The organism is Mesorhizobium sp. M0037 (assembly GCF_040323635.1).
In the GTDB taxonomy this organism is placed as follows: Bacteria; Pseudomonadota; Alphaproteobacteria; order Rhizobiales; family Rhizobiaceae; genus Mesorhizobium.
The window spans coordinates 343,457-367,592 of sequence record NZ_JAMYVB010000001.1; the positions used below are offsets into that span (position 1 = coordinate 343,457).

The following is a 24,136-nucleotide window of genomic DNA, read 5'->3' on the forward strand; positions in this document are numbered from 1 at the left end:
CTACACCAGTCTGTAGGGAATGTGGTCGGTGTCTGGCGGCAGGCGCCAATGGTCGGGCTGATCGTAGGCATAGGCCTTGTCGACGAGGTTGAGCAGCACCGCCGTCTCCGCTCCGAGCGAAACAACACCGTGCCATATTCCGGGTGGAATGATGACGACCGCCGGGCGCAACGGGCCGATAATCTTGTGCCAGACGGCGCCGAAGGTCGGCGAGGCCTTGCGTCCGTCAAACAGCGAAATGCGAACGCTGCCGACGCAGCAGAACAGCCGGTCGGTGGTCACCGCGTGTGCATGCCAGCCAGTCACCGCGCCGGCATACAAGGTCCGTTGGAAGACCTGGCCGACCGGCTCCGAATCGAGCTCCCACTCCTCGCGAAAGATCTCGGTCAGATAGCCGGTGGAGGTTGCGACCGGCCTGATCTCCTTGACCCTCACGCCATCGATCGCCACCGGCTCGATGGGTATCCAGTCAGGCGTGACCACCTGGCCGTCAGCCGTTCCGGTCGCCATCCAGCCTGTCGGTTTTGTCCGGGTTTTTTCCGGCACGGATGCTCCTCCCAATTCAGCGTGATGCGCCATTGGCCAGCACGGTCTGATACGAATTTGACCGGTCGCTGGCAAGTACGCGTCAAGGTTTGCTGATAGGCTTCGATCTCACGGCACTTGATGTTTCCGACGCAATCGGAGGGCCGCATTGCCCAAAACATCGTTCCATCCTACCCAAGCCCGGACCTTTCGCCTGCTTTAATACCCCGGCCATTGGCCAGGACATTGCGATCGACGCGGTGTCGGGCTCGCCTCTGCGGCGATTTTGGCCAGGGAAACGACATTCGGGCAGGGAAAAGACATGGACATTTTCTTGATGGCGGCTTCGCTTGCGCTGGCTGGAATTATTGCCGGCATCTACGTCTCGGGTGTAATCCACGATTTTCGCATCGATGATCTTACCGCCGGCCAGTACATGGCCATGCATCAGATGCGCGACCGGACGTTTACCCGGGTGATGCCGTTAGTCAGGCTGACGACGCTGGTGCTGATCGCGGCGATGGCGATGTTTGCGGTCGATGCCGGCCTGCCGCGCATCCTGACCATCGTCGCCGCGGCGCTGGTGGTGATCGACATTGGCTTCACCGTCAGCCGTCAGGTGCCGCTCAACAAACAGGTGCAGAGCTGGACGCCGGTGACCATCCCCGATGATTGGGCGCAGACGCGCGACAGCTGGGCGGCCAACCACAATTTGCGCCTTGTGCTTGGACTGGCCGAATACGCCTGCCTGTTTGCCGCGGTCATCCTGACGCTCAGCCGGTGATTCAGTTTTTGCGGAACGCCGCGGCATGGGTCGGCACTTCTGCCGACCGCCGCCGTTGAAAACAGGAGTATTGCCATGCTGCATCACGCTTCATTCAACGCCCGCGATCCGCAGGCCGTCGCCAGCGTCCTTGCCGAAATGCTTGTCGCCACCGCGGTTCGTGCGCCGTCGCCGCCATTTCCTGAGGGCGCATGGTTCGTCTGCCTCTGCGACGATTTCGGCTCGCTGATCGAAATCCTACCGTGCGGCACGGTTCTGGACCAGCAAGCGCCGCTCGGCATCGGCTTCGACCCGAACATGCGCCTGCGCTCCGGCTCGCATGTGCTGCTCAGCACGCCCAATTCGACCGAAACCATCCAGGGCATTGCCGCCCGCATGGGCTGGCATAGCGGGCTGATTGATGCCCGCCTGTTCAAGGTGCTCAAGGTCTGGGTCGAGGACGAAACCCTGGTCGAATTCCTGACGCCCGAGATCGCACCGCTGTACCGCGCGACATTCGCCTGGGGCGGCATGGCGACACTCGACGCCAAGCTGCGCGAGCTGGAGAGCCAGATGGCGGCAGCGCTTGCCGCCAAGACCGCAAACCAGTCGGGCCGCAAGGATGAGCAAATGGCCGATACGATGTGATGAGAGCTCCTAGACGGCCGCCGAGGTCAACCGTCGCCGGTGTTGTCGCCGGCTTCCGCCTTCAGCCAGTTGATGAACGATCTGGCAGGCTCCCAGGCGGAGATGGACGGGTGGACGACGACGTAGTGGTTCCAGTTCGTCGGTATGTCCGTCGTCAGGAGGCGGACGAGCCTGCCGGTGCGCAAATCGCTCTCGACCAGCGACTTCCTCGCGATGGCGACGCCCAGACCGCTCGCCGCCGCTTCGACCGCCAACAAGGTGCCATTCAGATTCATGCCGTCGCCAACCGTATCCAGCGGCAGATTGTTTCTCTCGAACCAGTGGCGCCAATTGGCTCCACTCTCGTCATTTTCGGCCGTCGTGTCGAGGATGCGGAACAGTCGCAGCACATCGTGCTGGTCTCTGACCGGGCCGTTGGCGGCGAGATAGTCGGGACTGACGACAGGAAAGATCGCATCTGCCATCAGCCATTCGGTCTCGACGGCCGGATAGTGTCCGCCGCCGAAGCGCAATGCGATGTCGACTGTTCGCTGCGAAAGGTCGACGACTGCAAGATCCGCATTGATGTCGATCTCTGTTTCGGGATGCTTTTTGCGAAACCTGTGCAGACGCGGGGCCAGCCAGCGCACGGCATGCGAAGGAATGGCAGTGACCCTCAGCCTCGTGCGCTCGTTGCGCGCGACACTCGCGACCGTGCTCTGGATTTCCAGCAATGCGCGTCGCACGCCCGCGGACAATCGTTCGCCTTCAAGCGTGAGTTCGACGCGGCGGACATGGCGGGTGAACAGAAGCACGCCGAGATCGGCTTCGAGATCGGCGATGCGGTGGCTGAGCGCGCTTGGCGTAACATTCAGCTCATCGCCGGCGCGCTTGAAGCTGCCCAGCCGGGCAATGACCTCGAAAGCACGAATGGATTCCAGTTGTGGAAGCCGTCTTGTCATTTGCCGTTACCCGATCCCGCCCATGGGTTCCTTAGCATGAATGAACAAAGCTCATCCATAGCTTCGTAAATAGTCTTTTGTCCAAGCGCGCAAATCATTGTAGCCATCCACTGCCCCCCGATTGCCGCCGTCGAAAGAGGCCGTTCATGGAACGAGCCTCGACTACGAACGACAGTGAAATGAAGACAATCGCTTGGGAGTACCCCATGACTATTCGACCCCCCGAGTTTGCGCATGCGCGCTTTTCGACCGCCATGTGGCCGCGAGCGGAATGGCGAAACGTCTATTGCGACCTGTTGCGCCGGATGGTGACCGACATGGATTTTAACGTCACGGAGGAAAAGCTCTCCGTCGACGCGACCATCCTGCGGCTGCCGGGCGTCGGCATTGCCGATTCGAGGACCACCGCCTTCCGCACCATCCGTTCCCGCGCCGTGGCCAAGGGGACCGATGATTACATTTTCTTCATGTGTCTGGAGGGCGCTGCCACCTTCTCGCATCTCGGCCGCGAGGCCAGCATCGAGGCCGGCCAGGCAATCCTTCTGTCCTCCTCTGATCCGCATGTGATCGAACGGGCGATGTCGCATCATCTCTTCATCACCATCCCCAAGGCAGCGCTCGGGCCCATGGCTGCGAATGCGGATGCCGCCCTGATGACGCCGATGTCATGCGTGGGCGAAAAGTTCTTGCTGCTGACCAGCTATGTCCGTCTGCTGATGCAGGAGCCGAACCTGGCCGCATCCGAATTGCGCTGGCTTGCCGCCAAGCACATACAGGACCTTGTCGCGGTCGTGGTTGGGGCAACGCAGGACGCCACCGAGGTCGCCGCAGGTCGCGGCATACGCGCCGCGCGGCTGCGCGCCATCAAAGCCGATATCGAAAGCAATCTGGCTTCCGGCGATGTCGGGTCCGACGCGCTGGCCGGGCGCCACCGCGTCAGCGCGCGCTATATCAGAAAGCTGTTCGAGGGTGAGGGTACCTCGCTGTCGCAGTTCGTGCTTGGCCGGCGGCTGGCGCTGGTTTGCAGCAAGCTATCCGACCTGCGCCTGGCACACCGCACCATCGGCGCCATCGCCTTCGACGCCGGCTTCGGCGATCTCTCGACCTTCAACCACGCCTTCCGCCGGCATTTCGGCATGACGCCTTCGGAAGCGCGGCAGAGTGCGGCTGTGCACCGCGCCTCGCTGGAGCCCGGCGGCCGAACAGGCCACGCGCGGCAAAGCGCGACGGGTGTTGCGGCCGCATGACCTCAAAACAAAAGCCCGCAGGATCGCTCCCGCGGGCTTTTGGTCGCCTGAGAAGGTGTCGCTTCGGGGGAAGCAAAAATCTGAGGAAAGCGGTCGCTTCTTAATGCATGTCGCTCAAAAGTGGCTCCGGTTTTGAGACAACGACATGCATAAAACAAAGGCCTAAAGCGCGTCGCCTGGATCCGTTCAAATGCGACGCGCTTTAGGCGCCGCCGCCAGGAATGGGGGGCGCCAGTTTGCTGGCGCCTTTGATGATCTGGCTGAGGAAGTTCTGGTCCTTGCCGCCGGTCGGCGTGGTGCGCGAGATGAAGTCGAAAATCTTGCCGTCCTTCAGACCGTAATTGGCAATCTGGGTGACGCGCCCGTCCTCGCCAAAATACACCGCGAGCACTTTCTGGTCGACCAGGCGCGGCTTGTCGAAAGCGACATATCGCTTGCGCGTCTGCGAAATGTAGTAGAACGCCTCATTGTCGAAGGTGGCTTTCGTCGATGGCGTGCCGAGCGCCAGAAGCACCTGTTCGCGGCTGGAGCCCACCGGCACCGAATCGACCGCCTGCTGGTCGATAACATAGCCCTGCGTCAGCGTCTCGCTAGGGTTAAGGTCGCCGAACATCTTGGACGAATTGCAGCCCGACAGCGCGGAAGCCACCAGCACCAGCGAAACCGCGGCGGTGGCCCCAGGCAGAAAAGTCGACTTGAATTTCAGCGCGCGCAACAACAACTCCATTAGCTGGCCGCAACTTGCGCTGGGCGGCAAAACCGGTAAACCAGCTTGCTTGCCGATGCAACAAGGCCCATTCAAACAATCGGTCCCCAGGAGACCACCCTCAATGTTCCAGCGCCTTTTTGGCCGCGAACGCAACGCCAACCGCGCTATCACCGAGGCGCTTTACGCACAAATCGTGGCGGCGGCGCGGCAGACCGTGTTTTATTCCCACTGGAATGTGCCGGATACGCCGCTCGGCCGTTTCGAGATGCTGTCGCTGCATATGTTCCTGTTTCAGCACCGGCTGCGCGGCGAAGAGGGCGTCGCGCATGAGGTCGCGCAGGTGCTGATCGACGAGTTCTTTCTCGATGTCGAGCATTCGCTGCGGGAACTGGGCGTTGGCGATGTCGGCGTGCCCAAGCGCATGAAGAGGCTGGCCAAAATGTTCTACGGCCGTACCGCCGCCTATGACGACGCGCTGGAACGCAGCGATCGCGACGCGCTTGCCGCCGCCCTGGCGCGCAATGTCAGACCCGATGCCGGCGCCTGGCCGCAAGCCCTGCCGCTGGCGTCCTATGTAATCGATGCCGCCAGGCAGCTTGAAGCACAGCCGTCCGAATCGATCGTTTCCGGTGCCGTGGCGTTTCCCGTCGCGAAAGCGGAGTGAGGAGGGGAGACCAAGATGAAACATGTGGACACGCCTAGCCCGGTCTCATTCGCGGCCAATGTCGGCCGCCTGCCGCACAAAGGTTTGCAGGTGGTGATCGACGCCGACGCCGCGCAGCGCGCAATGCTTGCGCGCGAGCACGAGCTGCTTTCGGTCGAAAACTACCGTGCTGAGCTTTTGGTGGCGCCGTGGAAGCGCAATGGCGTCAAGGTCAGCGGCCGCGTCGAGGCTGATATCACCCAGGCCTGCATCGTCACCCTTGAGCCGGTCGCGGCCCATATCGACGAGGAGGTCGAGGCGCTGTTCTTGCCCGAACAATCCAAACTCGGACGGCAAGGTTTCGAAGGCGGCGGCGAGATCCTGCTCGACGCCGACGGGCCAGACGGCCCGGAAACATTCTCCGGCGACACGATCGACGTCGGCGCGCTCGCCGAACAGTTCTTCGGGCTGGCGATCGATCCCTATCCGCGCAAGGCAGGCGCCTCTCTCGATGCCGCCGGCCCGGACGAGCCCGTCGAGAATGAATTCCAGCAAAAGCTGCGATCCTTGCTTGGAAAATCCTAAAACACGAAGCGATCGGAGAAAAGCCGGTTGTGCGGCAGCCCAAAACCGCTATTTTCGCCGAACCTTCGCGAGCCCCCGAATTTCGCGAGTTTAGTATTTCTTTCGCGGGCCATGTGCCCTGGCCCAAGCTAGTGAGATAAAGACCGCGTGATCAGGATTTCCATCGATGCCATGGGTGGCGATCACGGGCCAAACGTGGTCATCCCGGCACTCATGACGGTCGCCGTCAGGCGTCCCGACATCCGCTTCGTCATATATGGGCGCGAGGAATTGGTGCGCCCCGAACTCGCCAAATTTCCCAAACTGGCCGAGGTCAGCGAGTTCCACCATTGCGAAGTCGCGGTCAGGATGGATGACAAGCCGAGCCAGGCGCTGCGCCACGGCCGCTGGAAGTCGTCGATGTGGAAGGCTGTCGAAGCAGTCAAGAGTGGCAGCGCGCAGGCCTGCATTTCGGCCGGCAATACCGGCGCGCTGATGGCGATGTCGAAGTTCTGCCTGCGCACGATGGCGACCATCGATCGTCCGGCGATCGCGGCGATCTGGCCCACGATGCGCGGCGAGAGCGTGGTGCTGGATGTCGGCGCCACCATCGGCGCCGATGCGCACCAGCTGATCGACTTTGCCATTCTCGGCACCGGCATGGCGCGCTCGGTGTTCGGCATCGACCGGCCGAAAGTCGGCCTGCTCAATGTCGGCGTCGAGGAGATCAAGGGACAGGAAGAGGTCAAGGAAGCCGGGCGCATGCTGCGCGAGGCCAACATGGCCTCGATGAATTATCATGGCTTCGTCGAGGGTGACGACATCGGCAAGGGCACGGTCGACGTGGTCGTCACCGAGGGCTTTGCCGGCAACATCGCGCTCAAGACGGCAGAAGGCACTGTGCGCCAGATCTCAGGCTATCTGCGCGCCGCGATGAACCGCACGCTGATGGCCAGGATCGGCTATGTCTTCGCCAGGGGCGCTTTTGACCGCCTGCGCGAAAAGCTCGATCCGGGCCGCTCCAATGGCGGTGTTTTCCTGGGTCTGAACGGCATCGTGGTAAAGAGCCATGGCGGCGCCGATTCGGACGGTTTCGCGGCGGCCATAGAGCTTGGCTACGACATGGTGCGCAACAATCTGATCGACCGCATCGAGGCCGATCTCGACCTGTTCCATGCGCGCAACCCGCATGCCCAGGCAAGCAGGAAATCCGACGCCACCGTCGACGAAAAGGAATAGGAAAGAGCTTTGATCAGATCAGTCGTGCGCGGCACCGGTGCTGCGCTGCCCCGCCGCATCATGAAGAATGCCGATTTCGAAGGCATGGTCGAGACCTCGGACGAGTGGATCGCCCAGCGCACCGGCATCCGCCAGCGTCATATCTCCGCCGATGACGAGACGACGGCGTCGCTGGGCGAGGCGGCGGCGCGCGCAGCGCTCGACAATGCTGGTCTTACGCCTGCCGACATTGATCTGATCGTGCTGGCGACCTCGACGCCCAACAACACCTTTCCGGCGACCGCCGTCGAGATCCAGAACCGGCTCGGCATGCATCACGGCTTTGCCTTCGACCTGCAGGCGGTGTGCTCGGGCTTCGTCTATGCGGTGACCACCGCCGACCTCTACATCAGAGGCGGCCTCGCCAAGCGCGTGCTGGTGATCGGCGCGGAGACCTTTTCGCGCATCCTCGACTGGAGCGACCGCTCGACCTGCGTGTTGTTCGGCGACGGCGCCGGCGCGCTGGTGCTGGAAGCGGATGAGGGCACCGGCGGCATTGCCGACCGTGGCGTGCTGGCGATGAGCCTGCGCTCCGACGGCGCCCACAAGGACAAGCTTTTCGTCGATGGCGGTCCCTCGACCACCGGCACGGTCGGCCATCTCAGGATGGAAGGCCGCGAGGTGTTCAAGCACGCCGTCGGCATGATCACCGACGTTATCGAGGCGACGTTTTCGCAGGCCGGCATAACCGCCGACGACCTCGACTGGTTCGTGCCGCATCAGGCCAATAAACGCATTATTGACGCTTCGGCCAAGAAGCTCGGGATTGCTGAGCAAAAGGTGGTGGTCACCGTCGATTTGCACGGTAACACCTCGGCTGCTTCCGTGCCGCTGGCGCTTTCGGTGGCTGTCGCCGACGGTCGCATCAAGAAGGGTGATCTCGTGCTCCTGGAAGCGATGGGCGGCGGCTTCACCTGGGGCGCGGTTCTCGTTCGCTGGTAAGTGCCGAACGGTCCGGTTTCGGTCCTTGACCTTGCCGGATCAATTACTTAGGCTCTGCCTTTACCTGTATCGATTTATGTTTTTTGAACTGATGGGACGGTCGCATGGGGGGAAAGACACTTACGCGCGCCGACCTTGCCGAAGCTGTTTACCGTAAGGTCGGCTTGTCACGCACTGAATCGGCAGAACTCGTCGAAGCGGTGCTGGACGAAATCTGTGAAGCCATCGTACGCGGCGAGACGGTGAAGCTGTCGTCCTTCGCCACCTTCCACGTCCGTTCCAAGAACGAACGCATCGGCCGCAATCCCAAGACCGGCGAGGAAGTGCCGATCCTGCCGCGCCGGGTGATGACCTTCAAGTCGTCGAACGTGCTGAAAAGCCGTATCCTGCGCTCGCACCAGAACAGCAAGGCCAAGGGCGGCAAATAGGTTCTGCCGCAGGCTTCGGTTGAAAACGCCGGGCCGTTTTGACGCCGGGCTTGAATATTGTTTCATAAACCGCTGAAATGATACCCGATTCGGCAGACTGGGCCGGATCGCCGTCCAGCGTGAGGATTTCGCCCATGGACAAGAGCCCCGACGCTTTCCGCACCATCAGCGAGGTCGCGGAGGATCTCGATCTGCCGCAGCACGTGCTGCGCTTCTGGGAAACCCGTTTCAACCAGATCAAGCCGATGAAGCGCGGCGGCGGCCGCCGCTACTACCGGCCACAGGATGTCGAACTGATCAAGGGCATCCGCCACATGCTCTACGACCAGGGTTACACGATCAAGGGCGTGCAGAAACTGCTGCGCGAGAACGGCAACCATTTCCTGGTCGCCATCGGCAATGGCGACATGGCTGCCGTCGAAGCGATCTCGCAGCGCAGGCAGGCCGATCAGGTGCCGCTGACGCCAGCCGCCCAGCCGCGCGGCATGGATGACGAGATGCTGGTCGGCCAGCCCAAGGTAAAACCCAGCCGCCGCTTTTTCGGCCTGGGCAAGACCGAGGAGGAAGGTCCGGTCCAGCCCGGCGCATCGAAACTGTCGCGCGACAACCGGGCCTTGCTGCAGGAGGCGCTGTTTGACCTCCTGGAGTGCAAGCGCCTGCTCGACCAGGTGCGCTAACCTTTCCGCTGCCTCGGGCAAGCAGACCGGAACCGGTTCTGCGGCCATGCGTTTGGCCTTCTCTCAAAAAGAAGGAAAACAATCATGGCATCGCTTTCGACCCTCTCCGATCTCGATCTCGAAAAGCAGGTCGCGACCCTTTCCAAAGAGCTCGCCGCCTTGCGCAAAGTCGTGGCCAAACGCGGCGGTGCTTACTACGAGGACGGGCGCGATGCCGCTTCGGACTATTATGGGCAGCTTGCCGACCTTGTCAGCGATGCGCTGCCGGCGATCAGGAAGCAGGGCAGGGCGATCGAAAAGACGGCGCGCGATCGTCCGGCAACAGCCGCTGCTGTTGGGTTGGTCGTGGTCGGCCTTCTCGCCAGCTTGTTGCTCAGCCGGCGCTAAAACAATTCACGAAAACAAAAAGAAAATGGCGGCCGTCCCGCGGACGACCGCCATTTCCCTGATCTGCGGCCGATTACTTGGCGAGCTTGATCTTGGCCTGCGGCGAAACCTGCGCGGTCTGGCTGCACTTGCCATAGACAGTGCCATTCTTGTCCGTGGCGTCGGTATAGGTGCCTTTGCACTCGATCGAGAGCACCAGGCAATGCCCGGAGCCCTTGCAAACCGCGCCGCCGTCGCCCGTGGGATGCGTGCCGTTGGCGAAGGCCGAGGTCGGAACGGAAGCCGAACCGAAGGCCGAGACGATGAGGGCCGCGGCGAGCGTGATGCGCTTGAAGTTGGTCATTTGAGCATTTCCTTCTCTGGTCGAGGATCGCCACCATGGCGTCCTTCTGTGTTGGGATCGCCTTCTCGGCGTCCATGCCGGGTTAGTGCGGCCTCCAAAGCAAAGGTTCATGCGTGGTTCGAATTTTCTTCGCGTTTTTTCGCGACGTCGATTTTTAGCCTTCGCCAACGGACGGCGCCTGGCGGGGCCGTCCGGCATCGATCATGAATTTCGCGTGAAGTACGCTGACGTAGTAGCGCGGCATCCCATGCGAAGGTCGCACGGTGGCGTGCCCAAATGGCCAGCCAAGACCTAGTCCGCCCCCGGCTCTTGTCAGGTGGCGGCAGCAGTCATTGCCGCCACTTGGCACCGCGCTTTCTGCCACTCCCGGCTGCGACTATAACGCCAGTCCAAAGGTACCGGCGGAGGAGACGGGCGTGGTCGCAAATTACATCGACGAGTTCATCATGTTCTGCGCTGGGTTGTGGATGACAGGCGTTGGTTTTGGGCTGCTCCAAAGTCCTATTCAGGCCCAGCAAGGTCAGCAGCCATGGTGGCTGCAGGTCGCGAAGCATTTCAAATGGATGGGGCCGCTTTTGATTTTGATCGCAATAGTGCTCGCGTTCTCGGCGCCGTCCTAGCGGGTTCCGACGGCATTGAGAGACCCGGGGTGTCCTGCAGCTGGCTACCGCTGTGTTGTTGCGCCTGATACGTTCGTTGGGTGCGCTGTGGTTGCTCGCATTCTGACGCATGGGCGCCATCGAATCCTGCCTTCAGCTTTTCCACGTGTCGCCTGGCAAAAACCAACGGGAAGGCGGCCCTGGCGAGGACTCCAGGGCCAGCCTTCCCGTTGGGCAAGTCGGCCGTGTCAGGCCTTCTTGGCCTCCACCTTGTGGTGGTGGTGGTGGTGGTGATGGTGACGGCGGTGATGCTTGTTGTGATGATGATGGTGGTGATGCTTCTTGTGCAGCGATGCTGCGTCGGCGCTGCTGGCGCCGATGAGCGGCAGAGAGACAGCCAGGGCAAAAGCCAGCCCGAGAGCCGACAGGAGGGACTTCTTCATGACTTCGTTTCCTTTTCTGCGCGGGCTGAATTTGACCGTCACCGAGCAAGATCGGTCCCGGTGAACCCCGCAGTCATGACTATCGCCTCCGAACTTTTCGACAGTTTTTCCGGACTGTAGAATTTTGTTTCTGGATTGTGTCTGGCGGCTTCGTCGGCAACTTACATCGGCGGAATGACGCCGTTGGTGCCGACAACGACCCGGCCCGCGGTCAGCTTGCCGTCGCTGCCGCGCTCGGCGTTGACGAACACCACAGCGCCAGGCTTGAGGTCGGCGGGCGTCGCCGGCGCGAAGGTCACCACCGGCGTCGTCTGCGGGATCGCGATCTGCTTTTTCTGGCCATTGTCGTAGGTCAGCGTCACCGTGCGACCTGCAATCTCGGTGACATCGGCGACCGTGCCGTTGGTCATCCGGCTGTTGGGCTCGAGATCCCACGGGCGGTCGCCTTCGCCGGCGCCCTTCAGCGCGGCCGGGAAGATCACCACCTCAAGCGCGCCGCTGCCGCCATCGGCCTTCGAAACAGAGGCAATGCCGAGGAAATCGCCTTGCTTGATATCCCCGGCACCCGCCTTGGCGACGCCGGAAATCTTCCACCCTTCAGCCAGCGCGATGGCGTCGGTAGCGCCTTCGCGGGTCTTCACCGTCAGCGTCGCTCCGGCAAAGGCGGTCACCGTGCCGCGAATGCGCACGGCCTCGGCGGCTTGCGCCGCGACCATGCTCGCGCCAGCGAGGCCTGAAATCGTGGCGAGCACGATGGCTGATGTCTTGAATGTCATGGATCTGATCCTCTTGGGAAAAGCTGGCCCGATGCGGCTGCCAGCAACATCAGGCTAACGCGCGAGCGGCGCAAAACCGCTGAACACTTCGGCGTGCGGCCCTTCAAAAGAACTTGATTGGGAGATCGGGGCGGAGATCCTATATGTGCCCTGGCGCCTGCGGTTTTGACGCCGGTTCACGATGCTGTGACGGTCGGTTTGGGCCTTGGCAAATCGCCGTCAAGCGGGCATTGTCCCGGCTCTCAGGCAACACCCTATCATTTGATCCAAAACTCTTTAGCCCCATGGAGTTGCCAATGCCCCAAACTGCAAAACACGAACCCTTCTCCAGGCTGGCGGCCGATGTTGCGGCCGATGTAGCGCTTGAGCACCCCGGCCTCAAAGCCATCCGGGAGACAAAGGGATACAGTATTGAAGAGCTTTCCCTGACCTGCGGTCTGTCGACCAGCGAGATTGCCGACATAGAGAGCGGCAAGGACACCGATCCGACGAAACTTCGCCGGATCGCCGCAGCATTGCAATTGCCGGAAACGGCCCTGATCGATGCCCCGGCGCCCACGGCGCCTGTGGAAAACCGGTCCGTTTCATAAACAACGGCCAAGCGTCGTTCAACAAGCCCGCCATGGTTTGCCCTGGCGGGCTTGTTGCATTCGCCCAACGGCGAATGTCACTTCTTGCTCGGATCGTCCGCCGGGTTGACGTAGGTGATCGCGAACGGCCCCTCGCCATGAACCTGGACGATCGTAGCGCTTGTCGTCCAGGCGTAATGGTTCATTCCCTGCGGGGCTACGCCGAAGCCGCCGGCGGTCAGTTCGATGCCTTTGGTCTCGTCGAGCTTGTCGCCCATGCCGATATGAAAATTGCCGGAAATCACCGTCACATACTCCGAGGTGGGATGGTTGTGCGCGGCAATTTTGTAGCCGGCCGGCAACTTCAACCGCAGCACGTAGATGCCATCCTTCGAGGGGTCCCCGGCGATGACAGCCATGTCCGCGCCGGCGGGCAGGACAGCAGGAGCAGGGCCCCATTTGATGGCGTCCGCGTTTATCGGCATGTCGTCGGCAAGCAGCGGCGCCGTCCCGATAAGCAGCAGCGCCAGAGCCGAGGCGAGCTTGAGCATGATGATCTCTCCGGTTGGTCGTGGGAGCACAGCATCAGCGCCGGCCCTGATCCATTGCGACCTACCAAGGCAGCAGCCCGAACACATCTCCCGCACGGGGGATGCGCCTTGCGTTGCTGACATGCGGCGCGACCCGCCTGGCCTGGTATCGCTGCAGCCGTCGAGGGGCGGGGAGGTTGCCGCCGACCGAGCGTGAAGCTATCCAGTGTGAACGCTAACCGTTTTCGAATGGGACAATGCCGAGATGAGCCTTGAATCCGTGCGCGCCTTCCTGGCTGCCCATGCGCCCGATGTCGAAGTGCTCGTCACCGAAGCGAGTTCCGCGACGGTGGCGCTGGCGGCTGAGGCGCACGGCGTGGAGCCGGCGCAGATCGCCAAGACCATCTGCCTGCGCGTCGGCGGTGAGACCATGCTGATCGTGGCCGGCGGCATGTCGAGGCTCGACAACCGCAAATTCAAGGACCGTTTCGGCGGCAAGCCGCGCATGCTTGACGCCGATGAGGTTGTCGCGATTACCAGCCATCCCGTCGGCGGCGTCTGCCCATTCGGCCTGCCGGCGCCGCTGCCGGTCTATTGCGACGTCTCGCTGCGCGCCTTCGATGAAGTCGTGCCCGCGGCCGGCGCCACCAACGCCGCGGTGCGGCTGAGCCCTGAGCGCATGGCACAGATTGTCGGCGCCGAATGGGTCGACGTCTGCCAAGGATGAATGTTGGTGATTTGAGAAGCAGGACCTTTGGGGGCAAGTCCTGTCTAAAAATGGTCGGAGTGGCCGGATTCGAACCGACGACCCCTTGACCCCCAGTCAAGTGCGCTACCGGGCTGCGCTACACTCCGGACCGCGCAAAGCCATATATTTTCAAGGGGTATGGTGCAAGCGCTAAAACGGCGCGCCGGGCCTGAAAGTCGCCAGCATGCGGCCTTGTCGCCGCAATGCCAAGGCGATATGGCTCGCGCAGTATCGATACGAAGGATTGCGCGTGGCAAATTCCTGTTTTTTTCTGGCGGCCGACGCCAATTATTTTCCGTATGCATGCTTGGCGGCGCGCAGAATTCTGGATGTTTCGGGAGAGGCAACACCGGGATTCATCCTGCATGTCGGCGCACGCGATGCCGATATGCGTGTTGCTGAACGCCTGCTGACGAACCGTCTTCGCATAGTGGACGTTTCGGGGCTGTTTGCGGAGGCTGGCCATACTTTCCGGCCAAGCAATGTCGGCACTTTTGTTCGGCTTTTCGCCGACCAACTGCCTCAGTTCGCGGACTATGACCGCATCGCCCATGTCGATTGTGATGTTCTGTTCAATCGAGATATCGCCGACCTGGTGGGCCAGACACTTCATGCTCCGTTGTTGGCCGCTCACGACGATTACATGTATTTCCGCCCGGGCTATCGGAACAAACTGTCGATGCAGCCGGGGGCGCCTTATTTCAACGCCGGCATCATCGTCTTCAGCATGCCGCCGGTGCGTCAACAGGGACTTTTGCACCGCGCCAGAGATGTTGCCGTTGCCGGGCAAATGAACGATCAGAACGCGCTGAACATCGTCTTCGAGGGCAAGTGGCAGACGATGCACCCGAACTGGAATTTGATGTCCAACGATACGAAGGAGTTTCGGTTCGCCCAAGCCTATGCGCGGCATTTCGCCGGCGGCAAGCCCTGGGGAAGCCAGGTCGACGTGGAGCCCGAGGCGCTTGCCGTCTGGCGCGATCTGGCAAAGGATACGCCATGGCTTGAGCCCTTCCGGCAGCGTATTCCCTTCGAGCGGGGCGTCATGAGGCGGTTCGCCCGAAGGTTCGACGGTATCATGGGGATGTTGCCGAACAAGGACCGGTATCGGCGGCGCGCACGGTACGACGGCAGCAAGGTGCATAAGATATATGCCGAGCATGCTGACGCCGGGGCGATGGCTGTGCAGTTTCCGGAAGTACTCGGTGGTTTCGCCTGAGACCCGCAACGGAGCTCTCGCGAATGGGTCAGGCAACAGGTTGTAGCATGCCGCAAAAATCGTGTTTCTTTTTCGCCACCGACCAGAGGTATTTCCCGTATGCCAGCCTGGCGGCGCGCCGCGTGCTGAATGTGTCGGACCACCTCGACGGCTTTATTTTGCACACCGGTGTCATCTCCAACGAAGACCGAGCTATCGGAGAGCGTCTGCTCGGTGGGAAGATCCGCATCCTGGATGTCACGAAATTCATGGAAGCGACAAACTTCAACCGCGGAACGCACCCAACCCTTGCGACCTACATCAGGCTGTTTGCCGATCAATTGCCGGAGTTCGAACCATATGACCGCATCGCCTATTCCGACGCCGATGTGCTTTTCAACAGATCGATAGAAGACCTCTGCAACGTCCCGCTCAACGCTCCGCTGCTGGCCGCACACGATGAGCAGACCTATTTCGACGTAAAGTATCGACAGCATTTGCCGATGCAGCCAGGCGCGCCGAAGTTCAATGCCGGCGTGCTGGTGTTCAACATGCCACTGGTCAGGCAGGAGGGGCTTCTGGAGCGTACCCGGCAGTTGGCCTCCGAGCAGGTTTACGGGATGGATCAAGGTGCATTGAACGTGGCTTTCGAGGGCAGGTGGCAGACGATGCACCCGTTCTGGAACGTGATGACCAACTACACCAGCCAGATTTCTTTCAGCCGCTGCTACGCCCGCCACTTCGCCTGGGGCAAGCCCTGGGACCGTCCGCCGATCGGTGTCGAGGTCGGCGCCATGGCGATCTATCGTGATCTGGCGAAAGGCACGCCCTGGGCCGGCCGTTTCAACAGCAACTGGCCGATCAAGAGAGGCATATTGAAAAACCTCGGCCGCAAGTTCGACGCCATCAGCGGGATTTTGCTGAACGACGAGAAGCGCAAGCGACGGGCGCGGTTCGACGCCGAAAAGGTCAGCGCCATCTTTGCCAGCCATGCGGACAATTCGATGTTGGCCGTGCAATACCCCGAACGGGTCGCTGGCATAGCCAGATAGAACTTGACGCTCCGCCGGACGCGGTTCCTCCCGCCAATCTTCCTCGATAAGTCTATTGCCTCGCTGGTTGATGCCCTCCGGCTAGCACGCTCAAGGCCGAGCCGATACTTAGCTCCAATCCAGATTGATGTTGCGGATGCCTTCCTGTGCGATCCGGCCCCGCAGCTTGCCGATCCGGTCGGCCAGGTCTGGCGAGAACCGTTCATGTGTCTCGACCAGGATTTGTCCAATCGAACGGTGAATGCCGGCATCCAGGATGGCTTCGATGCATTCCGCTTCGGCCCCTTCTATGTCCATCTTGATGATGACGATCGGCTCATGGAGACCTTGCAGGAACTGCACCAGGTCAACCACCTCAACTTCAAAGCTTTTCCCGTTCGTATGTTCGTGTGTCTGGATCAGGGACGACGATTCGGTCCTGCGGAGATCACTGACGTCCGGCCTCTGATGGAATGTGGCCGTTCGCGCTGATCCACCAACAGCCTTCGGAATGATCGTCACCCGGTCGTTGTTGCCAAACCTTGTCGTCAAAATCTGGCGAGCAACAGGGTCAGGCTCGAAAGCAATCACCCGCATCCCATAGGCTAGTACATGTCCCGTGACGTCGCCAATATTGGCGCCGAGATCGATGAACAGACTATCGGCGGGAAGCTTTTTCATAAGCTGATGGAAGTCGTATTCGGCCTGCCGCACGCGCCGCGGGGGCCTGTGCCACCGGCGATACGCGTACCAGCGCAGCATGAATTCGAAATAGCTTTCCCTCAGCATAACCACGCCCGTCAGATTAGTGGCGCCCACCAACCCGGAATATTATCCAGCCCGGCAAGCACGCCAACTCAATTGGAATTTTGTCAGTCGCGTTTAGCGACGTTTTCCCACCATCACAACATAAATGCGCCGCCGGCAACCGTGCTCAATTCGACCAGGGGTTGGAGCAAGCAGATCAAAGCCTGCGAGGGCCTGCACAACCCCGGTATTGGCGTGCGCGGCTGTTCCTGTCCTTCAGGATTACTCGGCTACCTCGGTTGCGCCACCGCCCGCAACCCGCGCTGATGCCTGTATTCCAGCGCGATCGCGCCCCAGATCAGGCCGAGCAGCAGGTAGACATGGCGCCAGTGGTCGATGTCGATGAAGGTGCCGAGCCCGATATTGCCGATGAAAGCGACGTAGGCGCAGAGCAGATAGGGCTGCCACGGCCGGTCGCGCAAAAGGATGCGGAAGCCGGCCGCGATCGTCCACAGCGTCAGCGACAGGAACGAGACGAAGCCGAGCCAGCCATAATCCATCAGCGTCTTCAGCCAGATGTCGTGCGTGTCTTCGCCGAAAATGGTGCCGAACACCAGCGGGCCGATGCCGAGCGGATGTTCGAGCGCCATCTCGAAGCCGATCGTGTAGCGGGCAAAGCGGCCAAGGCGCGCCGTGTCGTAGCTCTGTTCGAGCTGGGCGCGGCTGGAAAACATCTCGCCGACGCCGGGCAGCTGCAGGATGACGATCATGGCGACCACCAGCAGGGTGACGGCGGCAATGCTCATGATGATGACGCGCAGCCGGAACTTGCCGCTGTTGCTTTGCAGGAACAGGGCGCCGGTGAGCAGGATGGCCGAGACGGCGAACATGCCCCAGGCGCCGCGCGAGAAGGAGAAGAAAATGCCAGCGGTGATGATCAGCAGCGGCACCGCCAGAAGCGGCATGCGCGCGATCGAGCCGGTCAACAGGAGATAGAGCAGATAGATGCCGGGCAGCACCAGGAATGGTCCGAACACGTTCGGATCCTGGAAGGCGCCCTGGGCGCGGTCGTATCTGGTGAAGATTTCAGCGCCCGGGAAAGCGTGGAAATAGCCGGCAATGCCGAGCAGCGAGGTCACCACCGCGGAGACGACATAGGCGATGAAGATCAGCCGGTAGAGGCCGGGCTGCACCGCCGTCACCGACGAGAAGAACACCGCGGTGAACGCGAGAAACAGCGAGACGGCGAGATAGAGCGGTGTGTTGGCGAGATCGGCCATCTGCGTCATGGCAATCATGCCGCCGATGTTCATCGTGATCAGCAGCACGAGCAGCGGCACGGCGGCGCGCGATATGCGCAGGCCAAACAGCACCCACACCCCGATCAGCCCGAGCATGAAAAGATCGTAGGGCGCCGGTTCGTCGATGACGAAGCCTGACAGGAAGACGCCGAAAAACACCGCGCCCGAGGATATCAGCGCGATCAGCTTGGCATTGACCGCAGCCTTCGGCACATCATGGGAAATCGCGCTCAATAGGCGTTTTCCGTGTTGAGCAGCCGCAGCGGCGTCATGAGCAGGATGCGCAGATCGAACAGCATCGACCAGTTCTCGATGTAATAGAGGTCGTATTCCGTGCGCATGCGGATCTTCTCATTGGTGTCCATCTCGCCGCGCCAGCCATTGATCTGCGCCCAGCCGGTGACGCCGGGCTTGACCTTGTGGCGGGCGAAATAGCCGTCGACCACCTCGTTGTAGAGAAGGTTGTGCGACTGCGCGGCAATCGCATGCGGGCGCGGACCGACCAGTGACAGCGTGCCGAACAGCGAGTTGAAGAACTGCGGCAGCTCGTCGATCGAGCTCTTGCGGATGAAGCGGCCGACGCGGGTGACGCGCGGATCGTTCTTGGTCACCGTCTGCTTGGCGGTCGGGTCGGAGCGGTCGGTATACATGGAGCGGAATTTGTAGACTTCGACGATCTCATTGTTGAAGCCGTGCCGCTTCTGCTTGAACAGCACCGGACCCTTGCTGTCGAGCTTGATGGCGATGGCAGTCGCCAGCATCACCGGTGAAAACAGGATGATGCCGATCAGCGAGAAGACGATGTCGAAGGCGCGCTTGGCGACCGAATCCCAGTCGTTGATCGGCCTGTCGAAGATGTCGAGCATCGGCACCGAGCCGATGTAGGAATACGCGCGCGGGCGAAACTGCAGCGCGTTGGAATGCGCCGAGAGCCGGATGTCGACCGGCAGCACCCACAGCTTCTTCAGCAGCTGCAGCACGCGCGTTTCGGCAGTCAGCGGCAGCGACACGATCAGCATGTCGATGCGCGCGATGCGAGCGAATTCCATCAGCTCCGAAATGGTGCCGAGCTTGGGATAGCCGGCCACGATCGGCGGCGAGCGCTTGTCGCCGCGGTCATCGAAGATGCCGCAGATGCGGATGTCGTTGTCTGGCTGCTTCTCGACCGAGCGGATCAGCATCTCGGCCGCCTTGCCGCCGCCGACGATGACGGCGCGGCGTTCCATGCGGCCGTTGCGCGCCCAGCGCCGGATCAGCTTCGACATCACCAGCCTGAGGCCGAACAGCAGAAGCAGGCCGACGACAAACCAGGTGCCGAACAGCAGACGCGAATAATCCTCCGACATTTTCATGATGAAGGCCGTCAGCGCCATCAGCGCGAAGGTGCCGGCCCAGACCATCAGTACGCGGCCGAGATTGGAGATCGGTCGCATCAAGGCGGAGATCTGGTAGCAATCGCTGACGTCGAGCAGCACCACGGCCACGAATGACGCCGCGGCAATGGTCAGCGGATATTGCCAGGCGAGATAGTTGAAGAAGCCGACAAAGTGGAAGTAGAGCGCGAGCCCCGACAGGAACAGCAAGCCGAATTCGACGATGCGCAATACGCCGCTGACCATGACCGGCGACATCGTATCGCGCCGGTATTGCGAGGCGACCTGGCGGGCAACACTGTTCATGCCGCCGGGCGTGGGGCTCTCGGCAGGACTGTCGAATTTGCGCACCGCATCGGCCGAAAAGCGGCGCGTGGGGTCGGTCTCGTTCATCGGGTTTCCCACAAGCTTCCGCGATGACGATAGCAGAAAGAGAGCTAAAAAAACCTTGAGACAACTTGTGGTTTTGGAGGGTCGTCTATCTGTTGAGCGCGGCGAAATAGGCCTTTTCGATTTCGGCGGCCATCACATCGGCGCCGAATCGCGCCCTGAGGCTGGCCGTATCGGGCATGGCGCGCCGGTAGGCGTCGAGATCGCGCAGCGCTTCACCCATCTTGTCGCCGAGTTGGCGCGGATCGGGACGGATCAGGGCAGGGGATCCCTCCCCGAAGATTTCGGGAATGCCGCCGACGGCCGTGGCGATCATCGGCCTGCCGGCCGCCAGCGTCTCCAGCACGATATAGGGCATGGCTTCCGCGCGCGACGGCACAACCACGAGGTCGGCCAGTGCAAAGGCCTCCCTGGCTGGCATAGGCGGCAAGAAGCGGACCTGTTTTTCGAGGCCCAGCCGTTTCACCTGCGCATGGTAGCGCGGCAGGTCGTCGCCATCGCCGACCATGACCGCGGTCAAGCGGCGCTCAAGCTGGGACCCGGCCAGCACCAGCGCGTCGATGAAAATGTCAGGTCCTTTGAGGTCGCGCATCATGCCGATGTAGAGCAGGTCGGCTGCGTCGGGCTGTGCGACCACCGGTTCGAACTCGGCGGCGCGCAGGCCGTTATAGACCAGCGTGTTCGGGATAGGCGGTTCGCCGACCTTCTTGCGATAGGTGCGCCGCTCATAGTCGGAGACGAACAGCAGGCAGTCGGTGAAGCGCGCCATGAAGCGCTCGAGCGCGAAGAACAGCTTTCCGGTGGTCGTCGTTTCGTCGTAGTGGAGGGAGCCGCCATGCGGCGAATAAAGGCGGGCTACGCGAGACCTTGATACCCGCAACAATGAGCCGAACAGACGGGCATAGGCGCCACCTTTGGCGCCGTGCCCGTGCAACACGTCCGGCCGCAATTCCTTGATGATTCGATAGGTACGCCAAGCGGAGGCGAGGTCGCCCGGTCCGACATGGCGCTGCATCGGCGTGCGATGGATACCGAGCGCCAGGCTGTCCTTCATCTGGTCGAACAGGCGTTCCTCGTATTGGCCGCCGGTGGTCGAATCGCAGACGATGCCGACAGCATGTCCGGCGGCGAGCTGGGCCTCCGTCAGGTCGCGCACATGCCGGAAGATCCCGCCGACGGGTGAGCGAAAGCAGTGGACGATCCTGAGCTGGTCCGCCACGTTGATGTCAGAACAGGCGTTCGCGAACGTAGACCGTGTCGCCCGGCAGCAGCGGATCGGAGGTAACCACCCGGCCTGTCATCACCTTGCCGTTGATGTCGCGGGTGATGTCGACGCTTTCCTGGTTGGCGCGCGGCGAGAAACCGCCAGCAATCGCGATGGCCTTCTGCACGGTGAGGCCCGGCACGTAGGAATACTGGCCGGCGGCACCCACTTCGCCCATGACGAAGATCGGCCGGTAGCGATCGATCTCGACCGACACGTCGGGGTCGCGCAGATAGCCTTGGCGCAGTTTGTCGGCGAGCGCTTTTTCCAGCTGCTGGGCCGTGTGGCCGCGCGCCGGCACCGCGCCGACCAGCGGGAAGGACATGTAGCCGGACTGGTCGACACTGTAGGTGTTGGTCAGACCGTCCTGTTCGAACACCGTGACGCGGACACGGTCGCCGGCGCCGAGCCGATACGGCTGGTCGAGTACCTCGTGGAAGGCCGCCGGCGTCGGCCGGTAGCTGGAGCAACCGGCGAGCATCGACACGGCCAGCAGAGCGCGAAACAGACCAGCAGCGCTTTTCATGATCGGACACACACCTTCGTCGCTATGGCCGCCAGGACACGGCGGCAAACCTTAAGGATCTGGTTTCGTTATCATCCTGTTAGGGTTAATGGCCGGTAAAGGGACGCGGCCGATTTGGCGGCAATCGACAAAAAGCCGTATAGTTTTGCTGGCTTTGTTTACCGGATGTCAGCAAACCCTAACAGCTGCTTGCCGCGATCTTAACGGCTGAGTTACCATAGTTGTTTACGCTACCATCTAGCCTCATGTTCCGGAGCAGGAATGCATGTCCGACCAGTCCGCGGCCGCAGATGTCGATGTCGACCTGAGACAGCTCTTCGCCAGCCTGGCGCGGAACTGGCTGCGCATTCTTGTGATCACGATTCTCGTCACTGGTCTCGCCTTCGCGTTCGCGTGGCTTGCCACGCCGCATTACAAGGCGACGACGCAGCTGAAAATCCAGTTGAGCGAATCGGCCTATACGCGGCCTGCCGGTACCAATGAAGACGACAAACCTGTGCTCGATGCGGAAGGTGTAGCAACTGAGGTTCAGGTCATTTCCTCGTCCGACATTCTCAATAAGGTGGCTGGCAATCTGCACCTGGGCGACAAGCCCGAGTTCAACGATGCGCTCGGCATGTCGCCGGTAGCCCGACTTCTTGTCATTGCCGGACTGAAAAGTGATCCGGCAGAGATTCCGCTCGAAGAGCGCGTGCTGACTAAAATGCGCGACAAGCTAAACGTCTATGGCGTGGAGAAGACGCGTGCCATCGCCGTCGAATTTTCCTCGGAAGACCGCCAGCTTGCCGCCGATATTCCGAATGCCATCGCCAAGGCCTACATGGCCTATCAGGCGGATGCCAAGACCACGTCGAACGCGGCCGCGACCGCCTTCCTCGGGCCGGAGATCGAGGAGCTGCAGAAGCAGGTCAGGGATGCAGAGGCCAAGGTCGCGGCCTTCCGCTCCGCTCAGTCGGACCTGTTGATGGCTGGCAACAATTCGGTGCTGGCGACACAGCAATTGTCCGAACTATCGAGCGAGCTGTCGCGTGTGCGCGCCAGCCGCGCCTCGGCTGAGGCAACGGCCGAAAGGGTGCGCCAGGCCCTGCAGAATGGCGGTTCGCTGGACGCTGTACCCGAAGTGCTGTCTTCCGATCTGATCCAGCGGCTGCGCGAGCGTCAGATCGAGCTCAGAACCAACATCGCCGATCTTTCCACCACTTTGCTCGACAACCATCCGCGCCTGCGGGCGATGAGGTCGCAGCTAGCCGATCTCGACGGTCAGATCCGCAACGAGGCGCAAAAGATCATGCGCGGGTTGCTGACGCAGGCGCAGACCGCCCAGGCGCGCGAAAACCAGCTGATATCGGACGTCAACAAGCTGAAAGCGGCGTCGTCGCGCGCCGGCGAGGAACAAGTCCAGCTGGATGCGCTGCAGCGTGAGGCGAACGTCCGGCGCCAGCAGCTTGAATCCTATATGGCGAGCTTCCGCGAAGTGTCCTCGCGCAAGAATTACCTGCCGGTCGATGCCAGCGTGTTTTCCGAGGCGCGCGTGCCGTCGGAACCCTATTTCCCCAAGCTCGTGCCGATCGTCGGCGCCGCCTTCGTCGGCTCGCTGGTTCTGATGTCGGTCATCACGCTGCTGCAGGAGCTGTTTTCGGGCCGCGCCATGCGTCCGGCCCCAGGGGCGCGCTTCGAGCGTATCGAGCAGGTTGCGATGCCGGCAATGTCGGCGCCGGTAGGCGACCCGGAACCGGCTCCTGAGGTCGTGGAAGTGGACGATCAGCCGACGACCATGGAGTCTGAACTGGCGCCAAAGCCCGAGCCGGCTCCTGCAGTGCAGGAGGACGCAGCGATCGCCGGTTCCGAACCGCAAGCCGAACCTGAACCTGTCCGCTCCAGCCTTGGCGAGATCGATGTCGAGAAGGCGGCGGAGAAGCTGATCGCCAGCGGTGCTGCGCGCGCCATCTTCGTCTCGCCCGAAGGCGATGAGGCCGCGGCCTCGGCAGTGCTGGTAGCGCGCGAAGTCTCCGACGCTGGCCTGCGCGTGCTGCTGCTCGATCTCACGGCGTCAGGTGCCGCCTCGCGGCCGATGCTGGACAGCGGACTTTTCCCCGGCATCACCAATCTGCTGGCTTCGGAAGCGCAGTTCAGCGACGTCATCCACGCCGACCTCTATTCGGACTGCCACGTCGTTCCCGTCGGCACCGCCGATCCGGTGCGCGCCATGCGCGCCGCCGACCGGCTGCCGATCATCATGCAGTCGCTGACCACCGCCTATGATCTGGTCATTGTCGAATGCGGACCGGCCGATGCGCAAGGCATCAGCCGACTGGTCGGCGACAGCACCGAGGTCTTCATGTCCATGCTGCAGGCGGACGATGAGGTGGCGCAGGCCGCCGTCGAGCTGATCGAAAGCGGCTATCCCGACCTCACTCTGGTGACGCCGATCGGCCACGAGACCCCGGGTAACCCCGTGCCGGGACGACGTAGCGCCGCCTGAGACATCGGACAATTCAACTTAGGCGGCGCTACTACAGATTGGCTCGTCCATCGCCCGCCGGCTC

General features: G+C 61.8%; 28 protein-coding genes and 1 tRNA gene. 16 read left to right on the top strand and 13 right to left on the bottom strand.

Features of this window, described 5'->3' with window-relative positions:
• Positions 1-546 (bottom strand): dTDP-4-dehydrorhamnose 3,5-epimerase family protein, encoded by a 546-nt coding sequence (locus tag NKJ78_RS01735; protein WP_245259899.1) that lies wholly within the window; start codon positions 544-546, stop codon positions 1-3.
• Between the two features lie 301 nt (positions 547-847).
• On the opposite strand from NKJ78_RS01735, the gene NKJ78_RS01740 reads away from it, so the two are divergent.
• Together NKJ78_RS01740 and NKJ78_RS01745 are read left to right on the top strand one after the other, a co-directional pair.
• Entirely contained in the window at positions 848-1,309 is a 462-nt protein-coding gene (locus NKJ78_RS01740) for an anthrone oxygenase family protein (RefSeq protein WP_023739315.1), read from the top strand.
• A 75-nt stretch (positions 1,310-1,384) separates the two neighbouring features.
• Positions 1,385-1,936: a hypothetical protein gene (locus NKJ78_RS01745; RefSeq protein WP_023739316.1), complete on the top strand. Its 552-nt coding sequence runs from the start codon at positions 1,385-1,387 to the stop codon at positions 1,934-1,936.
• Positions 1,937-1,962: 26 nt separating this feature from the next.
• Here NKJ78_RS01745 and NKJ78_RS01750 read toward each other — a convergent pair whose 3' ends face one another.
• Positions 1,963-2,877, bottom strand: coding sequence for a LysR substrate-binding domain-containing protein (locus NKJ78_RS01750; protein WP_023734146.1), 915 nt, complete (start codon positions 2,875-2,877; stop codon positions 1,963-1,965).
• Between the two features lie 206 nt (positions 2,878-3,083).
• Between NKJ78_RS01750 and NKJ78_RS01755 the strand changes: the two genes are divergently transcribed.
• Positions 3,084-4,124 carry a helix-turn-helix domain-containing protein gene (locus NKJ78_RS01755; RefSeq protein WP_198018641.1) on the top strand — a complete coding sequence of 347 codons (1,041 nt, stop codon included), beginning with the start codon at positions 3,084-3,086 and terminating at the stop codon, positions 4,122-4,124.
• A 202-nt stretch (positions 4,125-4,326) separates the two neighbouring features.
• On the opposite strand, the gene NKJ78_RS01760 is transcribed toward NKJ78_RS01755, so the two are convergent.
• Positions 4,327-4,839, bottom strand: coding sequence for an outer membrane protein assembly factor BamE (locus NKJ78_RS01760; RefSeq protein ID WP_023669368.1), 513 nt, complete (start codon positions 4,837-4,839; stop codon positions 4,327-4,329).
• 115 nt (positions 4,840-4,954) lie between these two features.
• Between NKJ78_RS01760 and NKJ78_RS01765 the strand changes: the two genes are divergently transcribed.
• The 7 genes from NKJ78_RS01765 to NKJ78_RS01795 all read left to right on the top strand — a co-directional run bounded on the left by NKJ78_RS01765 (position 4,955) and on the right by NKJ78_RS01795 (position 9,752).
• Positions 4,955-5,497 carry a ubiquinol-cytochrome C chaperone family protein gene (locus tag NKJ78_RS01765; RefSeq protein WP_023669369.1) on the top strand — a complete coding sequence of 181 codons (543 nt, stop codon included), beginning with the start codon at positions 4,955-4,957 and terminating at the stop codon, positions 5,495-5,497.
• Positions 5,498-5,512: 15 nt separating this feature from the next.
• The gene (locus NKJ78_RS01770) at positions 5,513-6,061 is read left to right on the top strand and encodes a YceD family protein (protein ID WP_023669370.1); all 549 of its coding nucleotides are present in this window, start codon (positions 5,513-5,515) and stop codon (positions 6,059-6,061) included.
• 147 nt (positions 6,062-6,208) lie between these two features.
• The gene (plsX, locus tag NKJ78_RS01775) at positions 6,209-7,279 is read left to right on the top strand and encodes a phosphate acyltransferase PlsX (protein ID WP_023689496.1); all 1,071 of its coding nucleotides are present in this window, start codon (positions 6,209-6,211) and stop codon (positions 7,277-7,279) included.
• 9 nt (positions 7,280-7,288) lie between these two features.
• The gene (locus tag NKJ78_RS01780) at positions 7,289-8,260 is read left to right on the top strand and encodes a beta-ketoacyl-ACP synthase III (protein ID WP_023669373.1); all 972 of its coding nucleotides are present in this window, start codon (positions 7,289-7,291) and stop codon (positions 8,258-8,260) included.
• A 104-nt stretch (positions 8,261-8,364) separates the two neighbouring features.
• Positions 8,365-8,688 carry an integration host factor subunit alpha gene (locus tag NKJ78_RS01785; RefSeq protein ID WP_006201891.1) on the top strand — a complete coding sequence of 108 codons (324 nt, stop codon included), beginning with the start codon at positions 8,365-8,367 and terminating at the stop codon, positions 8,686-8,688.
• A gap of 134 nt (positions 8,689-8,822) precedes the next feature.
• The gene (locus tag NKJ78_RS01790) at positions 8,823-9,365 is read left to right on the top strand and encodes a MerR family transcriptional regulator (protein WP_023669374.1); all 543 of its coding nucleotides are present in this window, start codon (positions 8,823-8,825) and stop codon (positions 9,363-9,365) included.
• 84 nt (positions 9,366-9,449) lie between these two features.
• The gene (locus NKJ78_RS01795; protein WP_023705060.1) at positions 9,450-9,752 is read left to right on the top strand and encodes a hypothetical protein; all 303 of its coding nucleotides are present in this window, start codon (positions 9,450-9,452) and stop codon (positions 9,750-9,752) included.
• A gap of 73 nt (positions 9,753-9,825) precedes the next feature.
• Here the strand turns inward: NKJ78_RS01795 and NKJ78_RS01800 are convergent, their stop codons facing one another.
• The gene (locus NKJ78_RS01800; protein ID WP_023669376.1) at positions 9,826-10,095 is read right to left on the bottom strand and encodes a hypothetical protein; all 270 of its coding nucleotides are present in this window, start codon (positions 10,093-10,095) and stop codon (positions 9,826-9,828) included.
• Between the two features lie 416 nt (positions 10,096-10,511).
• Here NKJ78_RS01800 and NKJ78_RS01805 point away from each other — a divergent pair, with 416 nt between their 5' ends.
• Positions 10,512-10,715, top strand: coding sequence for a hypothetical protein (locus NKJ78_RS01805; protein WP_023739318.1), 204 nt, complete (start codon positions 10,512-10,514; stop codon positions 10,713-10,715).
• Positions 10,716-10,942: 227 nt separating this feature from the next.
• Here NKJ78_RS01805 and NKJ78_RS01810 read toward each other — a convergent pair whose 3' ends face one another.
• Together NKJ78_RS01810 and NKJ78_RS01815 are read right to left on the bottom strand one after the other, a co-directional pair.
• Positions 10,943-11,137, bottom strand: coding sequence for a hypothetical protein (locus tag NKJ78_RS01810; protein ID WP_023739319.1), 195 nt, complete (start codon positions 11,135-11,137; stop codon positions 10,943-10,945).
• 161 nt (positions 11,138-11,298) lie between these two features.
• On the bottom strand, positions 11,299-11,913 hold the full coding sequence (locus tag NKJ78_RS01815) for a hypothetical protein (protein WP_023739320.1): 615 nt from the start codon (positions 11,911-11,913) through the stop codon (positions 11,299-11,301).
• A 143-nt stretch (positions 11,914-12,056) separates the two neighbouring features.
• On the opposite strand from NKJ78_RS01815, the gene NKJ78_RS01820 reads away from it, so the two are divergent.
• Positions 12,057-12,503, top strand: coding sequence for a helix-turn-helix domain-containing protein (locus tag NKJ78_RS01820; RefSeq protein WP_245262868.1), 447 nt, complete (start codon positions 12,057-12,059; stop codon positions 12,501-12,503).
• Between the two features lie 77 nt (positions 12,504-12,580).
• Here the strand turns inward: NKJ78_RS01820 and NKJ78_RS01825 are convergent, their stop codons facing one another.
• A complete protein-coding gene (locus NKJ78_RS01825; protein WP_023739321.1) occupies positions 12,581-13,033 on the bottom strand; it encodes a cupin domain-containing protein in 453 nt (150 codons plus the stop codon).
• 244 nt (positions 13,034-13,277) lie between these two features.
• Here NKJ78_RS01825 and NKJ78_RS01830 point away from each other — a divergent pair, with 244 nt between their 5' ends.
• Positions 13,278-13,739, top strand: a complete 462-nt coding sequence (locus NKJ78_RS01830; protein ID WP_023739322.1) for a YbaK/EbsC family protein — start codon at positions 13,278-13,280, stop codon at positions 13,737-13,739.
• A gap of 51 nt (positions 13,740-13,790) precedes the next feature.
• Here NKJ78_RS01830 and NKJ78_RS01835 read toward each other — a convergent pair.
• Positions 13,791-13,867: transfer RNA gene (locus tag NKJ78_RS01835), tRNA-Pro, on the bottom strand.
• A gap of 143 nt (positions 13,868-14,010) precedes the next feature.
• Between NKJ78_RS01835 and NKJ78_RS01840 the strand changes: the two genes are divergently transcribed.
• Positions 14,011-14,979 (top strand): glycosyltransferase family 8 protein, encoded by a 969-nt coding sequence (locus NKJ78_RS01840; protein ID WP_352562331.1) that lies wholly within the window; start codon positions 14,011-14,013, stop codon positions 14,977-14,979.
• 47 nt (positions 14,980-15,026) lie between these two features.
• Positions 15,027-16,010 carry a glycosyltransferase family 8 protein gene (locus NKJ78_RS01845; protein ID WP_352460120.1) on the top strand — a complete coding sequence of 328 codons (984 nt, stop codon included), beginning with the start codon at positions 15,027-15,029 and terminating at the stop codon, positions 16,008-16,010.
• Positions 16,011-16,118: 108 nt separating this feature from the next.
• Here the strand turns inward: NKJ78_RS01845 and NKJ78_RS01850 are convergent, their stop codons facing one another.
• The 5 genes from NKJ78_RS01850 to NKJ78_RS01870 form a co-directional block, all read right to left on the bottom strand.
• Positions 16,119-16,808 (bottom strand): FkbM family methyltransferase, encoded by a 690-nt coding sequence (locus NKJ78_RS01850; protein ID WP_245260452.1) that lies wholly within the window; start codon positions 16,806-16,808, stop codon positions 16,119-16,121.
• Positions 16,809-17,026: 218 nt separating this feature from the next.
• On the bottom strand, positions 17,027-18,271 hold the full coding sequence (locus tag NKJ78_RS01855) for an O-antigen ligase family protein (protein WP_352460121.1): 1,245 nt from the start codon (positions 18,269-18,271) through the stop codon (positions 17,027-17,029).
• Complete coding sequence (locus tag NKJ78_RS01860) at positions 18,268-19,803, bottom strand: undecaprenyl-phosphate glucose phosphotransferase (RefSeq protein ID WP_023689486.1); 1,536 nt, start codon at positions 19,801-19,803, stop codon at positions 18,268-18,270. The genes NKJ78_RS01855 and NKJ78_RS01860 overlap by 4 nt, the downstream gene beginning before the upstream one ends.
• Before the next feature lie 85 nt (positions 19,804-19,888).
• Positions 19,889-21,019 carry a glycosyltransferase gene (locus NKJ78_RS01865; protein ID WP_352460123.1) on the bottom strand — a complete coding sequence of 377 codons (1,131 nt, stop codon included), beginning with the start codon at positions 21,017-21,019 and terminating at the stop codon, positions 19,889-19,891.
• Between the two features lie 7 nt (positions 21,020-21,026).
• Complete coding sequence (locus NKJ78_RS01870) at positions 21,027-21,590, bottom strand: polysaccharide biosynthesis/export family protein (protein WP_023669390.1); 564 nt, start codon at positions 21,588-21,590, stop codon at positions 21,027-21,029.
• Positions 21,591-21,855: 265 nt separating this feature from the next.
• On the opposite strand from NKJ78_RS01870, the gene NKJ78_RS01875 reads away from it, so the two are divergent.
• Positions 21,856-24,072 carry a GumC family protein gene (locus tag NKJ78_RS01875; RefSeq protein ID WP_352460124.1) on the top strand — a complete coding sequence of 739 codons (2,217 nt, stop codon included), beginning with the start codon at positions 21,856-21,858 and terminating at the stop codon, positions 24,070-24,072.
• The last annotated feature ends 64 nt before the right edge of the window (positions 24,073-24,136 follow it).

Coding starts and splice junctions, on each gene's coding strand:
- NKJ78_RS01740 (WP_023739315.1), top strand. CDS start 848: ATGGACATTTTCTTGATGGCGGCTTCGCTTGCGCTGGCTGGAATTATT.
- NKJ78_RS01745 (WP_023739316.1), top strand. CDS start 1,385: ATGCTGCATCACGCTTCATTCAACGCCCGCGATCCGCAGGCCGTCGCC.
- NKJ78_RS01750 (WP_023734146.1), bottom strand. CDS start 2,877: ATGACAAGACGGCTTCCACAACTGGAATCCATTCGTGCTTTCGAGGTC.
- NKJ78_RS01755 (WP_198018641.1), top strand. CDS start 3,084: ATGACTATTCGACCCCCCGAGTTTGCGCATGCGCGCTTTTCGACCGCC.
- NKJ78_RS01765 (WP_023669369.1), top strand. CDS start 4,955: ATGTTCCAGCGCCTTTTTGGCCGCGAACGCAACGCCAACCGCGCTATC.
- NKJ78_RS01770 (WP_023669370.1), top strand. CDS start 5,513: ATGAAACATGTGGACACGCCTAGCCCGGTCTCATTCGCGGCCAATGTC.
- NKJ78_RS01785 (WP_006201891.1), top strand. CDS start 8,365: ATGGGGGGAAAGACACTTACGCGCGCCGACCTTGCCGAAGCTGTTTAC.
- NKJ78_RS01790 (WP_023669374.1), top strand. CDS start 8,823: ATGGACAAGAGCCCCGACGCTTTCCGCACCATCAGCGAGGTCGCGGAG.
- NKJ78_RS01795 (WP_023705060.1), top strand. CDS start 9,450: ATGGCATCGCTTTCGACCCTCTCCGATCTCGATCTCGAAAAGCAGGTC.
- NKJ78_RS01800 (WP_023669376.1), bottom strand. CDS start 10,095: ATGACCAACTTCAAGCGCATCACGCTCGCCGCGGCCCTCATCGTCTCG.
- NKJ78_RS01810 (WP_023739319.1), bottom strand. CDS start 11,137: ATGAAGAAGTCCCTCCTGTCGGCTCTCGGGCTGGCTTTTGCCCTGGCT.
- NKJ78_RS01815 (WP_023739320.1), bottom strand. CDS start 11,913: ATGACATTCAAGACATCAGCCATCGTGCTCGCCACGATTTCAGGCCTC.
- NKJ78_RS01820 (WP_245262868.1), top strand. CDS start 12,057: ATGTGCCCTGGCGCCTGCGGTTTTGACGCCGGTTCACGATGCTGTGAC.
- NKJ78_RS01825 (WP_023739321.1), bottom strand. CDS start 13,033: ATGCTCAAGCTCGCCTCGGCTCTGGCGCTGCTGCTTATCGGGACGGCG.
- NKJ78_RS01830 (WP_023739322.1), top strand. CDS start 13,278: ATGAGCCTTGAATCCGTGCGCGCCTTCCTGGCTGCCCATGCGCCCGAT.
- NKJ78_RS01845 (WP_352460120.1), top strand. CDS start 15,027: ATGCCGCAAAAATCGTGTTTCTTTTTCGCCACCGACCAGAGGTATTTC.
- NKJ78_RS01860 (WP_023689486.1), bottom strand. CDS start 19,803: ATGAACGAGACCGACCCCACGCGCCGCTTTTCGGCCGATGCGGTGCGC.
- NKJ78_RS01870 (WP_023669390.1), bottom strand. CDS start 21,590: ATGAAAAGCGCTGCTGGTCTGTTTCGCGCTCTGCTGGCCGTGTCGATG.
- NKJ78_RS01875 (WP_352460124.1), top strand. CDS start 21,856: ATGTCCGACCAGTCCGCGGCCGCAGATGTCGATGTCGACCTGAGACAG.